Annotated in this window: 19 protein-coding genes and 1 CRISPR repeat array (1 of these 20 cut by a window edge); of the genes, 6 read left to right on the forward strand and 13 right to left on the reverse strand. The window is 51.0% G+C overall.

Going from position 1 to position 23,601, the window contains the following annotated elements; all coding sequences use genetic code 11:
- Positions 1-903: a CRISPR direct-repeat array (repeat unit 36 nt; unit sequence GTTCCGATACCCCACCATCGGAATGCCTGATAAGAT) (it extends 717 nt beyond the left edge of the window).
- A gap of 40 nt (positions 904-943) precedes the next feature.
- The 7 genes from cas2 to ACT53D_RS09630 all read right to left on the reverse strand — a co-directional run bounded on the left by cas2 (position 944) and on the right by ACT53D_RS09630 (position 9,623).
- Positions 944-1,276 carry a CRISPR-associated endonuclease Cas2 gene (gene cas2, locus ACT53D_RS09600; protein WP_476155880.1) on the reverse strand — a complete coding sequence of 111 codons (333 nt, stop codon included), beginning with the start codon at positions 1,274-1,276 and terminating at the stop codon, positions 944-946.
- Positions 1,267-2,184 carry a type II CRISPR-associated endonuclease Cas1 gene (gene cas1 / locus ACT53D_RS09605; RefSeq protein WP_338655556.1) on the reverse strand — a complete coding sequence of 306 codons (918 nt, stop codon included), beginning with the start codon at positions 2,182-2,184 and terminating at the stop codon, positions 1,267-1,269. The genes cas2 and cas1 overlap by 10 nt, the downstream gene beginning before the upstream one ends.
- A gap of 2 nt (positions 2,185-2,186) precedes the next feature.
- Positions 2,187-5,486: a type II CRISPR RNA-guided endonuclease Cas9 gene (gene cas9 / locus ACT53D_RS09610; RefSeq protein ID WP_338655558.1), complete on the reverse strand. Its 3,300-nt coding sequence runs from the start codon at positions 5,484-5,486 to the stop codon at positions 2,187-2,189.
- A gap of 137 nt (positions 5,487-5,623) precedes the next feature.
- On the reverse strand, positions 5,624-6,205 hold the full coding sequence (gene cobC, locus ACT53D_RS09615) for an alpha-ribazole phosphatase (protein ID WP_338655560.1): 582 nt from the start codon (positions 6,203-6,205) through the stop codon (positions 5,624-5,626).
- Positions 6,202-6,993: an adenosylcobinamide-GDP ribazoletransferase gene (locus tag ACT53D_RS09620; protein WP_338655562.1), complete on the reverse strand. Its 792-nt coding sequence runs from the start codon at positions 6,991-6,993 to the stop codon at positions 6,202-6,204. The genes cobC and ACT53D_RS09620 overlap by 4 nt, the downstream gene beginning before the upstream one ends.
- Positions 6,990-8,036 carry a nicotinate-nucleotide--dimethylbenzimidazole phosphoribosyltransferase gene (gene cobT, locus ACT53D_RS09625; RefSeq protein WP_476155883.1) on the reverse strand — a complete coding sequence of 349 codons (1,047 nt, stop codon included), beginning with the start codon at positions 8,034-8,036 and terminating at the stop codon, positions 6,990-6,992. Before cobT ends, ACT53D_RS09620 begins: the two co-directional genes overlap by 4 nt.
- A gap of 126 nt (positions 8,037-8,162) precedes the next feature.
- Entirely contained in the window at positions 8,163-9,623 is a 1,461-nt protein-coding gene (locus tag ACT53D_RS09630; RefSeq protein ID WP_476144610.1) for a DegQ family serine endoprotease, read from the reverse strand.
- A 247-nt stretch (positions 9,624-9,870) separates the two neighbouring features.
- On the opposite strand from ACT53D_RS09630, the gene ACT53D_RS09635 reads away from it, so the two are divergent.
- On the forward strand, positions 9,871-10,980 hold the full coding sequence (locus ACT53D_RS09635) for an HPP family protein (RefSeq protein WP_476155885.1): 1,110 nt from the start codon (positions 9,871-9,873) through the stop codon (positions 10,978-10,980).
- Here the strand turns inward: ACT53D_RS09635 and ACT53D_RS09640 are convergent.
- Entirely contained in the window at positions 10,977-11,435 is a 459-nt protein-coding gene (locus ACT53D_RS09640) for a DUF2721 domain-containing protein (protein ID WP_275357768.1), read from the reverse strand. The genes ACT53D_RS09635 and ACT53D_RS09640 overlap by 4 nt on opposite strands.
- A 292-nt stretch (positions 11,436-11,727) precedes the next feature.
- Here ACT53D_RS09640 and ACT53D_RS09645 point away from each other — a divergent pair, with 292 nt between their 5' ends.
- On the forward strand, positions 11,728-14,310 hold the full coding sequence (locus ACT53D_RS09645; protein ID WP_476155887.1) for a chemotaxis protein CheW: 2,583 nt from the start codon (positions 11,728-11,730) through the stop codon (positions 14,308-14,310).
- A complete protein-coding gene (locus tag ACT53D_RS09650) occupies positions 14,310-16,469 on the forward strand; it encodes a sensor domain-containing protein (protein WP_228518846.1) in 2,160 nt (719 codons plus the stop codon). Before ACT53D_RS09645 ends, ACT53D_RS09650 begins: the two co-directional genes overlap by 1 nt.
- A gap of 31 nt (positions 16,470-16,500) precedes the next feature.
- Here ACT53D_RS09650 and sbmA read toward each other — a convergent pair whose 3' ends face one another.
- Both sbmA and ACT53D_RS09660 read right to left on the reverse strand, forming a co-directional pair.
- A complete protein-coding gene (sbmA, locus tag ACT53D_RS09655; RefSeq protein WP_476155890.1) occupies positions 16,501-17,733 on the reverse strand; it encodes a peptide antibiotic transporter SbmA in 1,233 nt (410 codons plus the stop codon).
- Between the two features lie 199 nt (positions 17,734-17,932).
- Positions 17,933-18,307 carry a hypothetical protein gene (locus ACT53D_RS09660; RefSeq protein WP_476155892.1) on the reverse strand — a complete coding sequence of 125 codons (375 nt, stop codon included), beginning with the start codon at positions 18,305-18,307 and terminating at the stop codon, positions 17,933-17,935.
- Positions 18,308-18,507: 200 nt separating this feature from the next.
- Between ACT53D_RS09660 and ACT53D_RS09665 the strand changes: the two genes are divergently transcribed.
- Positions 18,508-19,524: a trypsin-like peptidase domain-containing protein gene (locus ACT53D_RS09665; protein ID WP_476155894.1), complete on the forward strand. Its 1,017-nt coding sequence runs from the start codon at positions 18,508-18,510 to the stop codon at positions 19,522-19,524.
- A gap of 29 nt (positions 19,525-19,553) precedes the next feature.
- Here the strand turns inward: ACT53D_RS09665 and ACT53D_RS09670 are convergent, their stop codons facing one another.
- The gene (locus ACT53D_RS09670) at positions 19,554-19,988 is read right to left on the reverse strand and encodes a DUF3429 domain-containing protein (RefSeq protein WP_194748867.1); all 435 of its coding nucleotides are present in this window, start codon (positions 19,986-19,988) and stop codon (positions 19,554-19,556) included.
- A gap of 147 nt (positions 19,989-20,135) precedes the next feature.
- Between ACT53D_RS09670 and ACT53D_RS09675 the strand changes: the two genes are divergently transcribed.
- Positions 20,136-20,930 (forward strand): MipA/OmpV family protein, encoded by a 795-nt coding sequence (locus ACT53D_RS09675; protein ID WP_476155896.1) that lies wholly within the window; start codon positions 20,136-20,138, stop codon positions 20,928-20,930.
- Between the two features lie 38 nt (positions 20,931-20,968).
- On the opposite strand, the gene ACT53D_RS09680 is transcribed toward ACT53D_RS09675, so the two are convergent.
- Positions 20,969-21,889: a CE1 family esterase gene (locus ACT53D_RS09680; RefSeq protein WP_476155898.1), complete on the reverse strand. Its 921-nt coding sequence runs from the start codon at positions 21,887-21,889 to the stop codon at positions 20,969-20,971.
- Positions 21,890-22,015: 126 nt separating this feature from the next.
- On the opposite strand from ACT53D_RS09680, the gene ACT53D_RS09685 reads away from it, so the two are divergent.
- Complete coding sequence (locus ACT53D_RS09685; protein WP_476155900.1) at positions 22,016-22,615, forward strand: nucleotidyltransferase family protein; 600 nt, start codon at positions 22,016-22,018, stop codon at positions 22,613-22,615.
- On the opposite strand, the gene ACT53D_RS09690 is transcribed toward ACT53D_RS09685, so the two are convergent.
- Positions 22,616-23,599 carry an XdhC family protein gene (locus tag ACT53D_RS09690; protein WP_476155902.1) on the reverse strand — a complete coding sequence of 328 codons (984 nt, stop codon included), beginning with the start codon at positions 23,597-23,599 and terminating at the stop codon, positions 22,616-22,618.
- Positions 23,600-23,601 lie beyond the last annotated feature (2 nt).

Below are 23,601 nucleotides of genomic sequence, written 5' to 3' on the forward strand. Positions count from 1 at the left end.
ACATTTTGAGTTCCGATACCCCACCATCGGAATGCCTGATAAGATAATGAACAAAAAACTACTGCAGCTAATTAAAGTTCCGATACCCCACCATCGGAATGCCTGATAAGATGATTGGCCTACTTTAACAAGTAATGCAATAGTTCCGATACCCCACCATCGGAATGCCTGATAAGATCTTTTCCGGCCACGTCGATCACTTTCGACAGTTCCGATACCCCACCATCGGAATGCCTGATAAGATCAGTTGCCCGGGGAGTATTTGTTAGCCTGCGTTCCGATACCCCACCATCGGAATGCCTGATAAGATAACCGTCGTAGCTCTTGTGACTGTAGTACTGTTCCGATACCCCACCATCGGAATGCCTGATAAGATATGCATTGTTTTGTGAGCATTTCAAACCAGTTCCGATACCCCACCATCGGAATGCCTGATAAGATCAACACCATCAGAGATAGCGGCATCGGTTTGTTCCGATACCCCACCATCGGAATGCCTGATAAGATGTTCAGCTCTGACTGGTCCATGCTGGTTCTGTTCCGATACCCCACCATCGGAATGCCTGATAAGATGTGTTCTGCGTCAACGACGGCAGCCCGTCTGTTCCGATACCCCACCATCGGAATGCCTGATAAGATGTCGAATACGCCTTGCACAGGCTCGCCATTGTTCCGATACCCCACCATCGGAATGCCTGATAAGATCACACTGCCTGTAACCGTGCCATTTGGCCCGTTCCGATACCCCACCATCGGAATGCCTGATAAGATTCACTTTCGCGAGTTGGTCGAACGGTTTAGGTTCCGATACCCCACCATCGGAATGCCTGATAAGATACGTAAGGCGGTGGCTAAAGCGCGAATGCAGTTCCGATACCCCACCATCGGAATGCCTGATAAGATAGATTGTTCGCAACCTATTGATTTAAAAGGGTAGTAGAAGTTAAAAAAGCTCAACTTGCTCAGGCATGCTGGGCTTTTTTCTTGTCGGCTTGGTCCCAAAAAACTCTTTGGTCATGCCATATTGTTTGTCCGTGACAATAAAAAATGCGACTTGTGCATCTTTTGGGATAAGCGGACGTAGCCTAACGATGGTCGCTTCTCCCACCGCAAGTGTTGGAAAGTGATGCACGTACAGTGAGTTTTGCAGTTGAACAAAATTTTCTTGTAACAAGCAGCGCCTAAACACACTGTAATCATGCCGCCCTTCTTTTTCGGTCATTGGGCAATCATATACACAAATTACCCACATAACTCGCCACCCATTTACGCCCATGTTTCGTCGTCAGTTTCCGTAACTAAATCTTCTGGCAAACTCAGTTGCTTTCCCCTCCCATCTAATACGCGTACAAAGCTGGCAATAGTCTCGTTAATTGCAGATGGCAATCGATAACCCGCACCATTGAACTTTACTTCTTGCATAACAAACCCCAAGATTTCTTTACGCGCTTGGCTATTAAATTCACCCGCATTGTTTAGGTAAACGTAACGCTCCACCACAAAACGGTATGGCTCAATAAAGTCATCAGCCAAGTTAAAGGGGTTTTCCATACTGCAATGCCCTAAACCTAGTGAGGGGTTTAAGCCAGCCATTACCAAGCTGCGCGCTATCATAGATCGCAAGACTGCATAACCAAAATTTAGGCGAGCATTTACAGCATCATCTGCCCCCTGTTTCTCACGAGAGAAATTTTCGTCAAATAAATGCGCCCAGTAATGCTTTGCGCCTTGTCCCTCACATTTTGTTTTGTCGGCAGGTTGAACCTCTTGCGCCAGACGTTCTAATCTTAATGCGCCTTTGCGGTTCAAAAAACGTAAATTAATGGCTTGCGTACTGAGTCTTGCTTTTACCAACGCTTGCCAAAGCTTTGCTTTACTTTCGGTGCCATCTAACACCATTTGTTGACGCAAGCGTCGGACTAAATCGCCATTGCCCACTTGTGGTAAAAACCATGCGCATGGATGGTGAGCTTCGTCAGTCACCATCACGCTTGCTCCTGCTTCGGCAAGACCACGTAATGCCTGCACAGAAATTTGAATAGTGTGATGATGTAAACACAGCACAGCAATGTCTTTTGGTAAGACATGGTGATCATCAAACCCGTCACGCCTAATTCGCAACCTGCCTAAATCAACTGAAATTGAGGCAGGATTTTCAATTAGCAAAATACGGTGCTCAGACAAAACTAGTCTATCCTTTTTAAGCGAAGCACTTGAGTAAAAGAAACTTTCTTCTTACCAGAACCTGGCTCTTTGATTGCATCAAATGCACGTGGGTCAACTATGGGTATTAAGAATAAATTTCCTTCAATTGTGAAATATCCTATACGGTATTTTTTACCAACTTTGCTATCTAACACCGTATCATTTTTATGTAGTCGCACCATATTTTCCGCTAGCGGCTGATGTTTACATTTCATAGCCTGATGCGTATTTACTAAAGTTTGCTTGCCTATGCGACCATCAAATATTTCCGTTTCAAGATAGGCATATCCTGCATTTGGCAGACGCTTAGAATGTTCACGCCCATCTTTACTTGTGTGGGCAATAATCGCTACATCATCTGCATAATTGCCTGTAAAGCATTTTACTTTTTTGATTTCTACTCGCTGCCCATATAAGGTTTGGTAAAAAGGCATAGCTAAAGCTTCTGGAGCAGTTTTTCCCGAGGCTACTCTCGCATCAAATGCTTTTAGAATAATCTCTTTAACTGTTGAGCTGACAATATTTTCAATTGCTTTGTGTGCTTGCTCTATAGTACCTTTTCTACGGTCAATTAAATCTGCAACCTTTATGCGCAATGTGAGCCTTGCTTTATCTTCGTTAGATTTAACCGCAGCGCCATAAGCTGTCTCTTGAAAAATTGCACCATCTGGATAACGATCTGGTTTAATCGAAATTGGACATTCACGCACAGCAGCCAATGCAATTTCCCGTATGTTTTTTATAGGTGGTTCAGCTACCTCCAACTTTGGTTTATAACCTCTCATCTCACGCTCAGAATCCAACTTGTATTGCCGCGCCATTTGTTGAAACAAACCACGCGAAGTGAGGCCGATTGTCATAGCGTCAATCAAATGATGTCTATGGTCTATACGCTTGTTAAGCTTGCGGTCCGTATGGCGCGCTTTATCTATATGTCCATGTGCATCTAAAACCTTATGCCCCTCCCACACATCTCGATATTTCTCAAAATCTTCAACGCTGACCACTTGCATTTCTTCATCTAAAACCGGTAAGCCTTCCTCAGTTCGTGCTTGTGGAATAACTGTTTCCAGCTTCCATTTGCGTCGTAACATTGCAGTGAGTTCTCCGCGAGAAACGGAAACCGGGGTTTTGCAGATGCCTTGCAACCATTGCGCGGCCTCTTTGGCAATCCAAGATGTTTGTTGAAATTGACGATCAGCAAACTCTGCAATCGACTCATCCGTGAGCACTTCAGACTCAAAGTCTTCCAACAGCAATAATTTGGACTTGCGATATTGTTTGTTATCTGAAAAGTACTTTGCCCGCACCTTGATGACTTGCCAACGCTCCGCATCATGCCCCCATGCTTGAGCAGGTGTTTTATTGCCTTTCTCCTGATTACAACTGCGGTGAGCCAATACAATTTCGCTTCGTTTTAAACCAACCTGTGTAAGCGATTTTGGCAAAATATGTTCGTATTCTGTTTCAGCACCACTCAGCGCGTCGCCCAAGCTGATTGGTTTTGTGCAATAAGGGCAATGGCCTTTGCCTTGCTCTACCCATAGCAAATAGCGGCGAATACGTGATGGCGTAACCGTAACGCCATGCTCACGGATTTCTGCTTCTGCATCTAGACGAGCTTTACGATTTTTATTGTTTTCACTTTCACGCTCATTACGTTTGCTGATTCCCACGCTCATTTCCCGGGACATTTCCACAACGATTTGCTCTGGCTGAGTCCCCAAATCTACCATCATACGATTAAGCACATAGCGCATTTGCCTTAACGAACCATCAACGACAGCATTACCTGTACTAGGCGCAAAATCCAAACTATCTTTTAGTGCTATTGGTTTGTTAAAGCTTTCAGGGTAACAGACACGTATCGCAGCATCTTCATCAGGTCGCATTTCGCCTTGCCATTCATTAGGCCACCATGGTGAATCCAACCACGCTGTAAGTTTATTTAGCGCTTTAATTGAGTATGAGGCGCGGCCACTTTCAAAGCCCATTTTGCTCAGCCGGTCAAATTTGTCATGGCTTTTTAACAAATTGATAAACTCCACAAGCTTCTCCGGCAATTTGCGCATAGTGCCATCAGCTTTTGCAAAGCGTGTGTACCACAGCGGATCATCAAGTTGCTCAGGTGAACCTAAATCCGCTAAAAAGTTAATGACTTGTATTTGAGTGCGCGCATCTAATGCCAACCATGCATCACCTAATTCTAACTTGCGAAATATATGGTTGGTTTTGTTACCAGGGATTTCATCGCGACTCAATCTATCTAAATTCAGACCTTTAGTGTCAGGCCTTGGGCAACCAGCAACATCCAGTGCTTTATAAATGGCATCAAACTTCACCACTTCTTTTTCATCGCACAATTGGCGAATAACTACCTTTTGTGCTGCGGATAGTTTTTCTGCTCGTTTACCCACACCCCAGCGTAAATCAGCCAGTGTTTTTTCAATTCGAAAATGCTGAAAAGCGAGTTGAGCGCGAGGTGCTCTTGCAAGTGTAGGTTCTAAGCTACATTGCCCAACCATACCGCCTACCGCTTTTAATGGGCGCTGGTGAAAAATGGCATTATAAAAAATATCCTTAAGCGGCTTGCCTTCATGCTTGGAATTAAGGACTGGATAAAAGGCAGATTGTGTTTGCCAAATTTGTTCAAACTCAGCCACCAACTGGCTTCTCAGCGCATACAAATTTTTGCCTTCAGTGGTTTTATCTTCAGGCTCTTTTATTTTGAGTTTGGTTGGTTTGCCATCTAGCCATCGCTGATATAAAAACTCACCAAGCGTCACCTCATCAAAACCTTTGCTTTGCGCCAGAGCTTGCATTTCAGTCTTAAGGTCATGGTTGCCGCCTTCAACCTCCCCAAGCTTTGCACCTTCCTTTTTTGGGCGAAACTCACCTCCGTAACCACGCCGTTTGCCTATACGAATAAATACACGGATTAAGTTGGATAAATCTATTTTCTCTCTGGCCGCCTTAGCACGAATTTCTAATAAAGTACGTCCGCTATCAATGGACGGCCCTAACTGGATGTAAAGCAAGGATGCCAATGCAGCAATCGCTTTGGTTCTTCCTAAACGTCTATCGATTTGGCGACGTTGCATGCGTGCAGCACGACGCCCCGCTTTTTTAGACTTAAGTCCTGACTGACTTTTTTCTAAAGGCTCATCGAAAATACGAACATGCTTCCAAACTAGTTCGAGCGGATTATTGTTTTCATCGAGTGAAAACGCCGCCACACCAAGTGAAGCGGTCCCTACGTCCAAACCAACTCTGTATCGCATGACACCCCCTTTTATTTGCAACTTGTTGTATTATGCAAATATATCAGGTATTCCGATGGTGGGGACTATCGGTAACAAGGGTTTAAAAACCCACCGATATAAGGGGCGAACTTAGGTTCGCCCTTTTCTTTTCGTGATTACCGATTCACAAACTCAACCTTGGGAATCACTCCTGACAAATCCAGCCGTGTAAGGCTGGCGTAATCGATATGCAACCGGAACAAGCCTTTGAGTTGCATATTCAGCACATGCGCAATCAGCGCGCGTATCATGCCGCCGTGGGTGACCACCAGCACATGTTCACCGGCATGGCGGGCTTGTATCTCTTGCAAAAAGTCCACACCGCGCGCCTGTAACTGGGCAAAGGTTTCGCCTTGTGGCGGCGAAAGTTCGGCATAGTTTTTGGCCCAGACATCAAATCGCTCACGCGGAATATCGTTCCAAGCCTGCATCTCCCATTCGCCAAAGTGCAGTTCCTTGAGGCGCACATCGGCCTGAATGTCTCCGGCATGCCCCAGGCCGTGGGCCAGACCCAGTGCGAGTTTGTGGCAGCGCTGCAAAGGGCTGGTATAGAGGGCGTGGAAAGCATCGGCTTGCAGCTTTTGCTGCACGCTGGCCAACTCGTGATGAAAGTTGGCCGAGACATCGACATCGCTTTGTCCGTAACAGATGCCTTCAGCGATTTGTAAACTGGTGTGTCTCACCAACGTCAATTTCATGCCAAGCGCTCCCAGGCCAGCAGGCCCAAATAAAAAGCGACTTCAGTCAGTTGCTGTGTCGCACCCAGCGTATCGCCGGTATACCCTTGAATCTGTCGTAACATCGTTTGCCGCCACATCTGCCAGACCACGAGCACAGGCAAGCTGGTGATCAGTAAAAAATGTCCGGCAGCCATCAATGACTGATTGATGCCCAGCATCAGGGCAAAGCCCAGCCAGCACAGCAGGCCGAAGACGCTGGCGTATACAATATCCTGCCGGGTCAGCGTAGTGGCTAGCGGTTTGGCCTTGCCCGCAGTGCGCACATAGTTGGCCGTCGCCATCACATACACCGCCGCCAGTCGGCTCAGGGCATGGCTGGCAATCAGTGCAAACGGCAAGATGGCGGGCGCAAGGGCAGACAAAGCCTCAAACTTGAACAGCAAGATGCCCACCAGCGCAATGGCGCCGTAGCTGCCAAGGCGAGAGTCATGCATGATCTCCAGCTTGCGCTCGCCCGTCATGCCTCCGCCCAAGCCGTCCGCACTGTCGGCCAGGCCATCTTCATGAAAGGCGCCTGTGGCAAGGATGGTGGCAGCCATGCTGCACAACACGGCCAATGCCGGGTTGAACAGCCCGTGCGCCAGCCACCAGACCATGGCGGCCAGTAAGCCCACCAACAGGCCGACTAGCGGAAAATAGCGGGCCGCCTGATTCAGATCACTTTCTTTAAAATCAGGCAGTGCGGGCACCGGGATACGGGTAAAGAAGCCCACGGCCAGCAAAAAGGAACGCCATTGCGATTTCACTGCACTTGCTCGCTGACGCCAGCACTCTCAAAGCTGGCCATTTCGGTGAGAAAGGCAACCGCTGACTGCAACAGGGGATAAGCCAGTACGGCACCGGTGCCTTCACCCAGACGCAAAGACAAATGCAGCAAGGGCTGCGCCTTGAGATGTGCCAGCATGATGCCATGGCCACTTTCGTCGGAACAATGCGCAAATACGCAATAGTCGACCACCTGCGGATAAAGCTTGGCGGCCACCAGCAAGGCCGAGGTGGCAATAAAACCATCAATGAGCAAGGTGACACGGGCTTCGGCAGCGGCAAGCAATGCCCCAACCATCATGGCGACTTCAAAGCCGCCAAAAACGGCCAATGCATGCAGAGGATCGCTGGCAGGCACATGATGCGCTTGCAAGGCGGAAGTGAGCACCGCCAGTTTGTGCTGCAACCCTTTGTCGCTGACACCGGTGCCACGCCCCACACATTGATGCATGGGCAAGCCACACAGCACACTCATGAGGCAACTGGCGCTGGAGGTATTGCCGATGCCCATTTCGCCCAGTGCCAGCACATTACAGCCCTGGGTAATGGCATCCCTGGCAATTTGCGAGCCGCGGTAAATCGCCTGTGCGCATTGCTCGGCCGTCATCGCCGGCTGATGCAGAAAACTGGCGGTGCCCATGCCCACCTTGGCATCAATCAACTTGGGGTGCGGGGCGAATACGGCATTGACGCCGCTATCCACCACATGCAGCTCAAATCCATGCTGGCGCGCAAACACATTAATGGCGGCACCGCCATTTAAAAAGTTGAATACCATTTGCGCCGTCACCGCTTGCGGATAAGGGCTGACGCCTTCGGCGACGATGCCATGATCACCTGCAAACACCAGCATGGTGGGCTGTTGCAACACCGGATGTACGGTTTGCTGGATCAGCCCCAGTTGCATAGCCAGGGCTTCCAGCCGCCCAAGGGCGCCTAACGGTTTGGTTTTTTGGTTAATCTGCTGAACCAGCGCGGCTTGCAAGGTCTGGTCTTCGATGGAGGGGATTTGAAATGTTTGCATATTGTTATTTTACCGGGCAAAAAGGTCAGTCTGGCAGAATTGTTAAACGCTTTGGCATCTACACCGCTGCCTGGATAAAAAAGCCCCGCAACTGCGGGGCAAATGACTAAGGAAACAACACGTAAATCAACCCATTTTGACGGGAACATAAAGTTTGCTGTCCCCACGCATGACCAATAGGGCCACATTCTTGCTGTTTTGCGTTAACTTGTCCTGTAGCTGGCTGACGCTCTTCACCTGATCGCCATTGACGGCCAGAATGACGTCACCTGGCTGGATGCCGGCATTGGCGGCAGGACCTTTGCCCACCTCTTCCACCAGCAGGCCCTGCTTAAGTTGCGTCTGCGCCAGCTCTTGCGAAGTGAGCGGGCGCACACTCACCCCTAATCTGGCTTGCTTGCTATCCATGCTGGCAGCAGGGTCTGCCTGCGCAGTTTGCATTTCATCAATACGCACAGTCAGTTTCTTCAGCTGTTTGTTGCGCCAGACTTCAACGCTGACCGTACTGCCCGGCTTGATACTGCCCACCATGGGCGGCAAGTCGCTGGAGCGGTCTATGCTCTGACCATTAAACTTCAAGATCACATCACCAGGTTCTAGGCCGGCTTTATCCGCAGGGCCATTTTTCTCGACATTGCTGACCAGGGCGCCGTTGGGGGCCTGCAAGCCAAATGAAGAAGCTAAATCCTGGTTAATGGCTTGTACGCCGATGCCCAGACGGCCACGACTGACTTTACCTTTTTCGAGCAACTGCTGCTCAATGCCCATGGCCACATCAATCGGGATCGCAAATGACAGGCCCTGATAGCCACCGCTACGGCTGTAAATTTGCGAGTTAATGCCAATGACCTCACCATTCAAGTTGAAGAGCGGCCCGCCAGAGTTACCGGGGTTAATAGCCACGTCAGTCTGCAGGAAAGGTACATAGCCTTCGTCTGGCAAGGCGCGGGATTTGGCCGAGATAATGCCTGCCGTCACCGTGTTGTCAAAGCCGAAGGGCGAGCCTATTGCCACGACCCAGTCCCCCACATTGCTGCTTTTGGTACTGCCAATACGGACAGTCGGCAAATCTTTGGCATCAATTTTCAGCACCGCCACATCGGTCAGCTTGTCCACACCAACCACCTTGGCTTGGAACTCACGCTTGTCAGACAGTTTAACGGTCACCACATCGGCTTTATCCACCACGTGGGCATTGGTCAGGATTACGCCATCAGACTTGACGATAAAGCCTGAACCCAAGCCATTCATCGGCGTTTCGGTTTGTGGCATATTGGGCTGAAAACGGCGGAATAACTCAAACATGGGGTCACTAGGATCCATGCCCGGAATCCCGGCGGTTTTCACGGTGCCACTGACGCTGATATTGACCACTGCAGCGCCCTGGGTAGACGCGATACTGGCAAAGTTAGGCAGCGTGATATAAGCACTTGGCGCGGTCATGGTTTTGGCCGACACCGGCGCAGTCGCCTGCGCATGATTCACCAGCGTGTAGCCTTTCATCCAGTAGCCAGCACCAAACAGTGCTGCCACGGCCAAAGGCACAGACACCCAATGCGTCAATTTTGATTGTAAGAACGATTGCATCACAGTTTCCTTTCTTCTGCATCAATCAAGTTGTGTCCTTTCTTGCAGGACCATTCAGCGCTTATGAGCTTTAAAACAGGGCCTAAGTTTCCGAATTTTTGTAACCGAATTGTATCGGGAGAAATTCCCGCTCACCGTCACACCAACATCACCCCTAAAAAGGGTCCGTGTTACACTGCGGTCTTTGCTTTTTTGAGTTGGAATGGCAAAGCTCGCCCGTTTTTTAAAGCCTTATTGGCCGCGGCGCATGACCGGGTCGATGCGCGACTACGCACGGGCGGCGCTGGGCGCGGGCCTGGGGATTTTGCTCACTGGCGGGATGGCCGGCCTGGTCATCGCAGAAGCGCCAGCTGCAGACTGGCATACTGCTGTGTTCCTGATTGCGCCCATGGGGGCCTCCGCCGTCATTTTGTTTTGTTTGCCATCCAGCCCGCTGGCACAACCGTGGGCCTTGCTGGCAGGCAATACGCTGGCCGCCTTAAGCGGGGTATTGTTTGCACAATGGTTGCCAGATTTTCCGGTCGCCGCCGCAGCGCTTGCCATGCTGTCGGCGATTGCGCTGATGTTTGCCTTTCGTTGCCTGCATCCTCCTAGCGGCGCGGTGGCCCTGACTGCCGTGCTGGGCGGCGAATCAATCCGGCAACTCGGCTTTGGCTTTATCTGGTGGCCTGTGCTGGCAAACAGCCTGTTACTGGTACTCACGGCCTGGATTTACCATCGTCTGACCGGCTATCGTTATCCGGTGGCGGATCATGACCATGCCGCAGCGACGCCCACGCACATGCGCTACCAGTTTGGATTCACGCCTGAAGATTTGCAGCAGGCACTGGGGCAGTCTCACGAAGTGCTGGACATTCACCCATCGCAATTACAACACCTGCTTGAGCAAACCGAATTGATTGCCTACCACCGTAAACTGGAAGCGATTACCTGCGAGCAGATCATGCGGCCAGTGGAGACCACCTTTGAATATGGCGACCCTCTGGAAGCCGCCTGGCACACCATGCTGGCGCAGACCGAGCCTGCGGTGCCTGTAGTAAACAAGGCAAAACTGGTGATAGGGATATTGAGCCTGTCAGACTTTGTGCGGCATGCCCAGGCGAGCAGTTATCGCGAAGTGGGGCCAGCCCTGCAGCGACTGATCCGCTGGTCACCCACCACCCATAGCGACAAAGCGGAAGTTGTCGGCCAAATCATGACCACGCCAGCCATCACCATCCAGGCCCAGATGCATCTCATGCATACCATTCCGCTCATGACCAGCCATCACTTGCAATTGCTGCCCGTGGTGGATGCCTCCAACAAACTGGTCGGCCTGCTGACACAAACCGACGTGATCCGCGCACTTTACCGCTAGGACTTGCCCGCCTGTTTACGCGCCGGTTTTTCCAATTGCTGATACGGCACGATCACTTCGCGTGAGGCAAGCACAATCTCGCGCAAGAAACAGAGCAGTCCCAATATCAGTGACGCCATCGAGATAATAAACGACACCATCACCAGGTGCGGCAAGCGCAAGCCGGTTTCCACCGAAATAAACATGCTGGCGATGGAGACACAAATACACAAGGCGGCAAACGTGGCCAGGCCAATCGCCCGGCGTAGCCATTTGGTGCGCCTGACAATAATCTTGAGCTCATCCTTGAACCGCTCACGCTTCTCCTCCGGCGTATCGGTTAAAAACCTGGCACGGTCAATCGAGCGGCCCAGGCGGCCAATTAACACGCCGAGAATCGACCCGATGCCAGTGAGTAAAAACACGGGCGCCACCGCATCACGGATCGCTTCCGACACACTGTGGATTTCTATCATGGTATTAATCATGCGCTGGCAAACTCAGGAAAAAGGAAGGCCTATTTTGACATGAAAAACACCAGACACGCGTGCACCATTTTAGCCAACTGCGCACCAACACAAGGCATGCGCGCAAAGCAGGTAGCGTTTATTTGACCAATCACCAGCGAAATCATGTCCCTCAGGTTTTAATATTTAAATAAAAGCATTTTTCTTGCCATTGTTTTGCAATTCGACCCCGCTAAATGGGAACCATTCTTGCTATAAATAGGCGGAATTAATTGCAATCATGGAAGAACACTAGAAATATATGCACCCACAACCTTTGACTGAAGAGCTCGCCAGCCATTTTAAAAAGGTCAACGATTTCCGTTCACACATCTACCAGCTACAAAATGCCTGGGACAGTCTTGCGCTGATGGCGCAACTGTCTGGCACAGGCTCCGAAATGGAAGAAACACGCACGGCATTCAACAAAATCTCGAATGCCGTGTTACGCCACCTGTCAGAAGAAACCTTGCACAAAACGGCGGCACAGCTGACATCCAAGGCATTTGAGGTCATTAACCTGCTGATCCGCAACCTGTTTGAACGCACGGCGGATATCGGCTTTTTTGCCACCGACGATGATGTCAGGGGCTACCTTGAAAAACATGCGGCAGGCGCAGTCACGGCGCATGAGCAATCGCGTATCACGCACCGTTTTCAGGAATATCAAAACAAATATACCGTCTACGAAAATATTGCCCTTTTTGACATGGCGGGCAACTTGCTGCATCAGCTGGATGCCTCTCAGCAGACGCTGGTAGACCAACACGCAATTTTCAAGCTGGCAGCACAATCCAGCGCGCCGTATGTCGAGTATTTTTATGAAACCGAAATCAACGGCAAACCTTACCAATCCCTGATGTATGCGCATGAAGTGCGCAGCAGTGATGGCCTGCGGTCTTTAGGCGTCCTGTGCTTGTGCTTCAAGTTTGTGAACGAACTGCAAACCATTTTTCAAAACCTGATTTCTGGCTCGGACTGGACCATAGGCATCCTGCTGGATGAGCATCGTCACGTGATTGCGTCTAGCGATCCGCACCAAATCCCCATCGGCATCACCCTCTGTGCAGACACGGACAAGGACTGGTTTGTGGCGCGATTTGCGGGCCGTGAATACCTGTGTGTCACCAAGCAGGCCGAGAATTATCAAGGCTACTCAGGGCCAGGCTGGCTGGGACAAGCCATGATTCCGCTTGAGTATGCATTCAACCAGAGCATGCAGGGCATGATCAGCAATATTGATGCGGAAATCTTGCGCAAGGTGATGCGCAGCCCGCTGATTTTTTCTGAAAGCCTGCTGAATATTCCAAAACAGGCGGCCAACATTCAGAGCAAGCTGAACCAGTCGGTGTGGAACGGCAATATCTGGCAGAGCAACTACGTCAACACCCAGCAAAAGAACTTCTCCAAAAGCCTGCTCTCGGAGATCAGCAACACCGGACATAAAACCCAGCAAATTATTGAGGGCATGGTCTCTGAGCTGTATCAGACCGTGGTCTCGGTGATGCTCGAAAACTCCAGTTTTTATGCGCAACTGGCGGTCGAGATCATGGACCGCAACCTGTACGAGCGAGCGAATGACGTCCGCTGGTGGGCGCTCACCCACGTCTTCAGAGAGTGCCTGGGTAATGCCCAGCTCTCTGCACAGGATAAAAACCAGATCAGCTCAATTCTGCGCTACATCAATGGCTTGTATACCGTTTACGACAACCTGATCGTCTTTGACCGGCAAGGCACGGTGATTGCCGTGTCCAACCCACGTTACAATGAGTTGATCGACAGCCAGCTCACCGAAGAATGGGTAGGCCGCACACGCAGCTGTACTTCCAGTCAGGACTATGTGGTGTCGCAGTTTGAACCGACGCCCTTGTACAACCATCAGGCAACCTATATTTACGCAGCGCCGATCCGGCATTTGGATGGCAACAGTATTGTCGGTGGCATAGGCATTGTGTTTGACAGCAAGCCGCAATTCCAGGCCATGCTCCGTGATGTGATTCCACGCGACAAAACCGATACCCCGGTCAGCGGCAGCTTTACGCTGTTTGTCAACGAACAGCTCAAGGTGATCTCCAGCACGCATGCAGACTTTGCCACCGGCGATGACTTTGCGTTGATGCCGGAAATCAGCAATCTCAATGAAGGCCAGCGACTGTTTGATATTGCCATTTACCATCACACCTACTATGCGGTAGGGGTGCACGCGGCGTATGGTTATCGTGAATTCAAGGGGGCAGAAGACAACTACCGGAATAAAATTTTTGCCTTGATCTTTACCCCGCTTGGCAATGTCAACGAAATCAACCAGCGCATCACGGCAGAGTCGCAGGTCATCCACAACAAATTTAACCCCAACCTGTTCCTGCAAAATGCTGAAGACAGCCAGGAGTACGCAACCTTTTATGTCGGCAACAGCTGGCTAGGGATAGAGGCCCGCTTTGTCCGCGAAGCGATTGACGAAGTGCAGTTACGCACGCTGCCAGAGTCGGCGCCGTTTATTGCGGGCATGCACCCCTATGGCGATCAGGTCATCCCTATTATTGACCTGGCGCGCATGCTGGGTCACGCGCACTACTTTACCGATTACCGGCAGATTGTGGTGATTGAAGACAAGGCAGCCGCCCTCAAATTCGGGGTCTTTGTCTCGGCGCTGGGCGAGATTCCTTACCTTGCCCCCAACCAGATTCAGCCCATGAATACTTTTTTCAAGGGGATTAGCAACAACCCCGGCATTGCCATTGCCAATCTCGCCCAGCAAAGCATGCTGACCCTCATGAATGCCCAAAGCCTGTGGGAAAAAGTCACTATCGGCCAGCAAAGGCAAACTGAACAGGCGATGCTGTAATGCGTGGCCAGATCAACTGGGACATGATGCAAACACAAATCGTCGATGCCTTAATGACCTCACAGCAACAACGGCTGTTGGATACGCTACTGGATAATCTGGATGGCATGATATACCGCTGCCTGTATGATGATCAGTGGACCATGATTTATGTCAGCAAAGGCTGTGAGTCGCTGACCGGCTATGCTCCGCAAGACTTGATCCTGAACAAGGTCAAGTCCTACGAACGGATCACGCACACTGAAGACCGTGCACAGGCGCGCAAAATCATTCATGAAGCGGTCAGTCGCAAACAACGGTTTGCACTTGAATACCGCATTGTGCGTGCCGATGGCGAAATCAGCTGGGTGGCCGAACGCGGCAGCGGCGTCTTTGATCCCGAGGGCAAACCCGTCGCCCTTGAAGGCATTATTCAGGACATCACGGAACGCAAACGCATTGAGCAGGCGCTCTACAGCACCGAGCAAAAATACCGCTCCATGTTTGAGAACTCGACGCTAGGCATGTTCCAGACCACAGAATCTGGCACCTACCTGAATGCCAACCTGGCGCTGGCCAAGCTCTATGGCTATGCCTCGCCGGCGGAGCTGATCAGCGACCTCAACAATATCAGCACGCAACTGTATGTAGAAGACAGCCGCCGTCACGACTTTACTGAAGCCATCCGCCTGCAGGGGCGTGTGCAGAATTTTGAGTCGCAAGTCTACCGGCTGAATGGCGAAACCATCTGGATCTCGGAAAACGCGCATGCCGTCTATGATGCACAAGGCAGTATTCTTTACTACGAGGGCACGGTCGAAGACATCACCGACCGTAAAAACTATGAGTTGCAAATCCGCCAACTGGCGGTGACAGACAACCTGACCGGGTTGTTAAACCGCCATGCTTTTAGTGGCAAACTGGCCAGCCTGATTGCAGAAGCCGACAAGTTTCACTACAAAATAGCGATTGCCTTTATTGACCTCGACCATTTCAAACTCATTAACGACACGCTGGGCCACCGTGCCGGTGACAAGCTGCTGGAGAACGTCGCACAACGGCTGATTCAAAGTACACGCCCGACGGATGCCATTGTGCGGTTTGGCGGCGATGAGTTTGTCATGCTCTACCCCGGCCTGCGCTCGGCAGAAGATGCTCAACCCTTGCTGTCACGGGTAATGGAAGCCATTTCGCAACCGATTGCCATTGGCGACTATGTGTTTAACATGACTTGTAGCGTTGGTGTCAGCATCTACCCGGACCATGCCCAAGACATTGATACCTTGCTGACGTGCGCCGACTCTGCACTGTATAGCGCTAAAAATGCCGGTAAAAATAAAGTGCAAATGTTTAGTGGCTCCCTGGCACAGCAACTGGGCGAACGTAACGAAATTGAATATGGCCTCGGACACGCCCTGCAACGGCAAGAACTCATGCTGTATTACCAGCCGCAAATCAATATGCAACACGGCAATATCAGCGCGCTGGAAGCCCTGATCCGCTGGCAGCACCCGGAGCGCGGGCTGATCCCGCCTGACCAGTTTATTCCGGTGGCTGAAGAAACCGGCCATATTTTTGCCATTGGTGAGTGGGTCTTGCAGACTGCCTGCAAGAAAATCAAAGCCATGCAAACCGAATGGGGCTATCTGGTGCCGATTGCGGTCAACGTCTCGCCTATCCAGTTTTTGCGGGGCAACCTGGTGGAGACAGTGCAGCGGGTCTTACGGCAGGAACGCGTCCCGCCACACTTGATTACGCTGGAAGTGACCGAGAATGCGCGCTTTAAGGATGAAGCCATGTTTACGCGGACATTGGAGCAACTCAAGCGTCTGGGCGTTTGTATTGCCATTGATGACTTCGGCATCGGCTACTCCAATATGGCCTATCTGAAAAACTATCCGATTGACGAACTCAAGATTGACAAAGCGTTTGTGCAGGACCTGGAACAAAGCGTGACCAATGGCAATATCCTGCTGGCATTGATCAACCTGGGTAAAAGCTTGCATAAATCAGTGACCGCAGAAGGCATAGAAAACGAGTACCAGCACCGCTTTTTATTGCACAGCGGCTGCGATGTCGGCCAGGGCTATTACTACAGCAAGCCCTTGTCGGATGAAGCGCTGGCACAGTTCATGCGCGAGCAACGGCCCAAGTTTGACCATTTGCAGGTGAGCCGCTAGGCGGTCACCTGCAGGTCTTCACCCATTGAGCTTAGGCAGAGGTGTTTTCAATCTCGGGTAAACTTTCAAATTTAATGGCAGACTCAAAAGTATCAAGCCGCTTATAAATAGATAACAATTCTATAATTGTGGTCCATGAATTGACTAGATACTGAAATGAATTACTTACCTCACTAAATGCTGTAAGAATTTGTTGCAAGATACCAAATGTTATTTTTCCTACAGCAATTGTTGGAACTAGGATAACAAAAACAAAAATATTATCAGCCTGAATATATAAACTTCTTGCGACATTAAAGTAAACATAATGGAAGTACATAATAAAATAATTATGCCGAACCTCTGAATATAACTGTTTAAGTGTCAAAGGCTGGGCTCGTTCAGGATTATCTTCGCCATATACTAATTCTTTTCTATAAGCAGCTTCAACACGTTGGTTCTTAAAATAAAGTCCTGGCAACTTAATACCAACAACCGCCAATAATGATGTTCCAAAAATGGACCATATTATTGCCGCGGTAAATAGAGGGGAAGGAATAGCCCCTACTATCGGCAACTCTGAAACATATTGGGATAAACCCCATAAAATAGGCAGAAAAGCAAATAAAGTCATAATCGCATCGACCATTTTGACTCCAAGGTCTTCCATGATGCTAGCGAAACGCATTGTGTCTTCCTGAACCCGTTGTGAGGCACCTTCAATATGTCTAATAGTGGACCACTGCGAGGTGTAATAATCATTCATTGCTGTTCGCCACCTAAAAATATAATGACTTACGACAAACTTAGTAAGCACAAACATCGTGACAGCTATAAATGCCACCTCAGCAAACTGTCCTATCAGTTTATAGAGCTCCAATGGAGTGACTTTTTGAGCCGCATTTTGGTTGAGTGCGATTTGAACGGTATCAAAGAATGGTCTGCGCCAGTTGTTAATAGCAACTGATACCTGAACGGAATAGTAAGTTGAGAACAGTATAAAAGCAGTACCGACAATCGACCACCATTGCCAGCGGCTAGGTTTAAGCTTGAACCACATCAGCGCAAAAATCGCGACGCTCACCAGGTAATACAGATAAAACAGCTTGAACGGGTCAGTGACAAAATGCCCGAGTCCGATCACCGGCTCCTTCTCTACCATGGATAAACCCAATGCCGTGCCAATGGCAGAAGAATACTCGAACCATATGCCGCAACAGACCATTGCCCACAGAATGACAGACGGCCAGAACCAGCGGGAGTCGGGAAAAAAGGATTTGAACATAGGCGATTGATATTCTTATTAACAAGTGTTCAGTGTATTGGCTCTTGCCCTGGCCTGCAACAAGGTCATGCAATCAGATTGCATCAAGTTTTGCAGATAAAATAACGTCCGGCAACAAAAAAGCCCCCATGTGGGAGCTTGAGTATTGTGCGGGCAAAATGTTCAAATCTTTTACATAGCCGATTTTAAAACGGTCGTGTTAACTGTAATTGCCTCTAAAACAGCACCCTAAAGGGGAGTTGCTTTGATAGCTGGCGCGTTGAAGCATGGCTTTAGCCTTGGGTGAAGATTTGTGGCTGACCAGCCGCCGTTTTACCGGCGTTTTTCTTGCAGGCTCCACCTTACCGGGTGTGGCTTGAACTGGCGTGGCTTGTGCGGCATCAACCATGGCTTCACTAGCCTCAGCCAATTGCACGTGCTGCTCAGGCTCAGGCTTAGCCCCTTCACCTGCATTCACAGCTTTAAGAAAATAACGGTTATCGGCAGGCGCTTCATGTTCAAAGGTAATCATCATCAAGGCCAACATGTTGAGGAAAATCAGTTTGGGAAGCATGTACGATTTGTGGGAATGCATTTTATGCTCAATATTTTAAGGTTGAGTCAGGCACCATCTTAATGGTAAGCGCCGCACTTAGACGTAGGCTGCCGCTGATTTGCCTGTCAGAAAATGCTTACTCGCACCGCACCGAAAACGTTTTTGATCCTGACAGGTCTTACCGCTTAAGAATTTGTTACTTAAACATCCGACAGACCTGAATAAAGAATAGAGGGGTTATGAAGTCAATCTTGCTCACCAGCTTGCTTTTGCTGACCAATGTTTTAAATGCTCAGCCCAGTATTGTTGATACGCTGGAACTCGGACACTCGATTGTCATGGTCACCACCGACTTGCCGGATGGCTCAAACGGCAGGGGCTCTGGTGTAGTGGTCAGCCCCGAATACGTGGCGACCAACTGTCATGTGATTGCCAATAGCAAAGGTGTGAATATCGCCAAATTTAGAGATGGTTATCAGCCGATAGGCCTGAAAGCCAACTGGAAGCGCGATGTCTGCCTGCTCAAGTTTGACCCGCTGCCATTCAAACCCATCCCCATGCGAGACAGTCAAAGCCTGCAATATGAAGAAGAAGTCTTTAGCATGAGTTTTCCAGCCGGTGCGCCAGTGCCCCAGCTGTCTTATGGCGCGATCAAGGGCATTTATCCGTTTGATGGCAGCCTGATTGTGCGCTCGAACGCCTCTTTTTACATGGGCTCTAGCGGCGGCGCCTTGTTTGACCAGCACTACAACCTGATCGGCCTGACCACGTTCAAAAGCCCGGGCCAACCAGCGTTTTATTACAGCCTGCCGGTCGAGTGGATCAAGGAGTTGATGGCGGCGCCTGAAACCACGTCACTCAAAACCAATGATGTCCCTTTCTGGGCGTTGCCGCTGGAACAACGGCCTTATTTCATGCAGGTGGTAATTCCCTACCAAAATGCAGACTGGCGTGATTTGAAAACCATTGCCGGACAATGGACGGGCCAAGAACCGGCTTCTGCCGATGCATGGTATTTTTTAGGGCTGGCGGAAGAAGGCTTGCAGCATTATGTGCAGGCAGAGCAGGACCTAAAAAAAGCCTATGACCTTAACCAGCGCGATGTTGATGCCATGCTTGCGCTGTCCAGAGTCGCTTTTGTGCAAAAAGATCTGGCGACATTAGAGTCTATCCAGCCAGCGATTCAGGCGATAGACCCGGAACAAGGCGAAAAAGTCACGCAACAAATCCAGGCCTTAAAGAAAGCCAGTCCCTGAGCTGGTCTAATCTGACGCTGGCCTGGCTTTTAAAACTGCAACACCAGCATCGCGCACAAACACACTGTCACCAGCAGCGTGATTTGTGTGCGCAGCTGGTAAAACCAGCGTTCAATCAGCCCCTCAGCCACCAGCTTGCGGTCTATCAGCCATAAAACGATAAAGGCGGCTATCTGCACCAGATATTGGGTGACCGGCACCACAAAAAACAGGGTAGCCCAGGCAAGTAGGGCCAGCAAATTGCTGGTGACCAGCAAATTCAGGCGGGTGTCTTGGGCATGGTTCAAAAACAAGCCCCAGTGTATCCCACATAAAAATGAGATAATAACGGCGCCATAGGTCAGCGCCAGATAGCCGGTATGATAATGCGCCATCCCCTGCATCTGCGCTACCACGGCGCCCGCAAAAGGCAGCGCGCCCATAAAGGTCAATGTTTTAGCCAGCTGAATATGTATAGGTCGCATGTGTTTTCTCCTCTTTGCAGCGATGTGACCATGGTCAATCATTTTGGTTTTGGGGCTGCAGACGAAAAAGCCTGCATGGCATGCGGGAACTAAATCAGCCGTTAAGCGCTCATGCCATCAACATAAAATAATACACGGATACACACCATGAACTTTCATCACGCATTGCCCGTGATTGGCACTTGTATGGCCATCACCTTCTTCAGTCCGCTTACATCTGCCGAATCCCGCATAGACCGGCAAACAGAAACTGCCGTACCCAGAGCACAAAACCTGTATGGGATTGGCGTTGGCGTCCTGCCAAAGACCTCTGGCTCTGATGAATACCGCGCGCTGGTGTTGCCGATTATTAACGCGAATTATGGCGACCGTTTTTTTATCAATGCCCTGCAAGCGGGCGCCTGGTTAGTGGATAGTGAGGATAAACGCTTACGCTTTGGCCTGTCTGCCGAGGCCAAGTTTGGGTGGGATGCCAGCAAGGGCGACCGTACGCGCGGCATGGATGACCGCGACTTTTCGATTTTTGTTGGGCCGCTGCTCCGCTGGCAAACCGACTATGGCACATTGAATGCGCAATGGACCACGGATGCCAGTGGCAACAGTAATGGCCAGCAGTTTCAGGTGCAATACATCAAGAGCCTGTTACGGTCGCCAAACTTGCGCCTGAATGGCCTGGTGGGGGCGACCTGGAACAGCCAGAAATTCAACAACTATTACTTTGGGGTGCGCAACAATGAGGTCAACGCCAGTCGGCCGTTTTACCGTGCGGGATCCGGCGTTGAATGGCAGGCAGGCATCAATGGCATGATGCCTGTGATGACCAATCACTCACTGCTGTTTGGTGCATTCATCACCCGACTCAGTGATGAACAATACGACAGCCCGATCACAGAAACACGCATACAACCCATGGCTTACGTCGGCTATAGCATCCCGTTTTAACATAAATCGCCCATTGCGGCGGACATGCCGACGGAGGCTTAATGGCGGCCATTGGCATTGAAAAAGGCCCAGATCACGTCGTTGGCGTCAATCGCCGTTGATCCAGCCTCCCCACCACGGGGTTTGCTGCCCCCCGGCCAGGAATGTCCGCCGCTGTCGGTGACACAAAGCTGCACGGGCGCCAACCCGCCACGATGCACCTCACAATAGGCACCGCTGACTTCAAGGATACGCTCTGCCTGTGGATTGGCCTGGTTGAGCTTTACCCATTTCTGGATAGTGGCAGGCACCGAATTAAAACTGACATCTGTCATGGATTTCTCGCCCGGACCACCATTGAATGGGACATGGTCATCGTCTTTGGCGTGAATATGCAAAATCGCCACCGGTTTGCTGGGCAGACATTGCCTGGTATTGTCTGTCCCGGCGACAGCCGCGATCGCGCTGATGGTGCCTGACAACTCGCAGGCCAGCCGATAAGCCATCATGCCGCCATTGGACATGCCATCGACAAAAATGCGGTTGGCATCAATGGCTGTCTTTTGCTGCATGGCTTGAATCATGGCCCGGATCACACCCACATCATCACTTTGTTTTTTGAGCGCTGGACCACAACAGTTACCGGCATTCCAGGTGGCGAACTTGCCGCCCGGCAACCGGCTGTAACCATTAGGAAACACGGCAATATAGCCATGTTTTTCGGCCGCAGAAATCTGGTGATAAAACCGTTCGGTGGCCTGCACCTGCATATTGCCCATCCCGCCATGCAGCACCAGCACCATGGGCAAGGCCTGGCCTGCGCCGACCTGCTTGGGCACATGCACGAGATACTCGCGCGTCTCACCACCAACATTGACCTCAAAGGCATAATCGCCAGAGGCGAGATTTGCCCGGCACAGGGCGGGCAAACAGGTTACACTGCACAGCAAATACACCATCAAGCGCCGAAACCAGGACATGGGGACCCCCTCAACCAGAACAGAATATTGTCATGAACGCTCAAGTATACGATGATGTTGACGCAGCGCTGTAGCTGAACCCACCGCCTTATGTTAGAAAAGCATTTTTTAGACGATCAGGCCCAGATGCATACGCACCTTCCCTCTGACGCCCCCCCTGTAGGCCTGCTGTTAGCCGCTGGCTTCTCCCGCCGGTTTGGTGCGCAAAACAAACTCTTACAGCCCTTGCCTAATGGTGAGTGCATGGCAGTAGTGGCCGCCCGCAGCCTGATCACCGCCTTGCCTCACAGTGTCGCCGTGATACGCGCCAATGTGCCTGAGTTGAGTGCCGCACTCAAGGCCTTGGGATTGATAGTGGTCGAATGTGGCGAGCAGGAGCAGGTCATGGCCGATAGTCTCAAGCTGGGGTTGAACACCGTGTTAACGGCCTTTCCGCAGTACGCCGGCGTGGTGATCGCCTTGGCAGACATGCCCTTTATCCAGCCGCAGACCATACAGCATGTCGCAAATGCCTTGGCTCAGCATCCATTGGTACAACCGGTCATGGCGGGCAAGCCCGGCCATCCGGTGGGTTTCAGCCGTGCACTGATCCCTGAATTACTTAGGGTGGAAGGTGACCAGGGCGCGCGGGAGGTGGTGCGCGCCCATCAGGCACAGAGCATACACATTGCGTGCGAGGACCCGGGCATCTTCAGGGATATTGATACCCCCGCCGACTTGAAATGATCAGGCCATCGCCAGCCTGTGCGCCCGTGAGACCAGACCCGTTTGCTGCAAGTGCGCGCGTTCCTGAATCAGCTCAGCCAGGATAGACACGGCAATTTCGGCCGGCGTGCGGCTGCCGATACGCAGACCGACCGGGCCGTGCAGGCGGTTCACCTCTTGCTCGGTGAGGTCAAAACTGCGCAAGCGCTGTTTGCGTTTTTCCTGATTTTTGACGGAGCCCAAGGCGCCAATATAAAACGCGTCTGACTTGAGCGCTTCAAGCAACGCCATGTCGTCCAGTTTGGGATCATGGGTGACGGCCACAATCGCCGTGTGTGGATCAGGCGCCATCTCCAGCACCACATCATCCGGCATGCCGGGCAACCAGTCTGCGCCTTCCACATGCCATTCAGCACGCATTTCCTCACGCGGATCGCAGATCATGACGTGAAAATCCAGCGCTTGTGCCATGGCCGCCAACACGGAGCCCAGTTGGTTGGCGCCAATAATCAGCAGCCGCCATTGCGGGCCAAAATAGCTGTGAAACCAGTCACTTTCCAGATAAGGCTGACCTTCAGGCAACACGTATTGATGCCGCACTTCGCCGCGATGCACATGCACCGATCGTTTGAGCAAGCGTCGCTGTGACAAGCTCTCCAGCATAGGCGTTAATTGTGCCGCCTGCGTCAGTGGCTCGGCAAAAATCTTGAGCTGGCCGCCGCAAGGGATGCCAAAGCGCTGTGCTTCCGCCTGGTCTACACCATAGTCGAGAATCGCAGCCCGCTGCGGCAATTGCTGGTGACGGGCTTTGTCTGCCAGGTCATCTTCGATACAGCCGCCAGAGACAGAGCCGACCAGATGGCCATCTTCGCGCACCACCAGAATGGCGCCCGGCAACCGGGGGGCCGAGCCCCAGGTCTGGATCACGGTAAACAGATGCGCGCCATAGCCCTGGTCCAGCCAGTCACGGGCACGTTGTAACACTTCCCAATCAGAGGACTGCATAG

It is taken from the genome of Methylophilus sp. DMC16 (genome assembly GCF_056314045.1).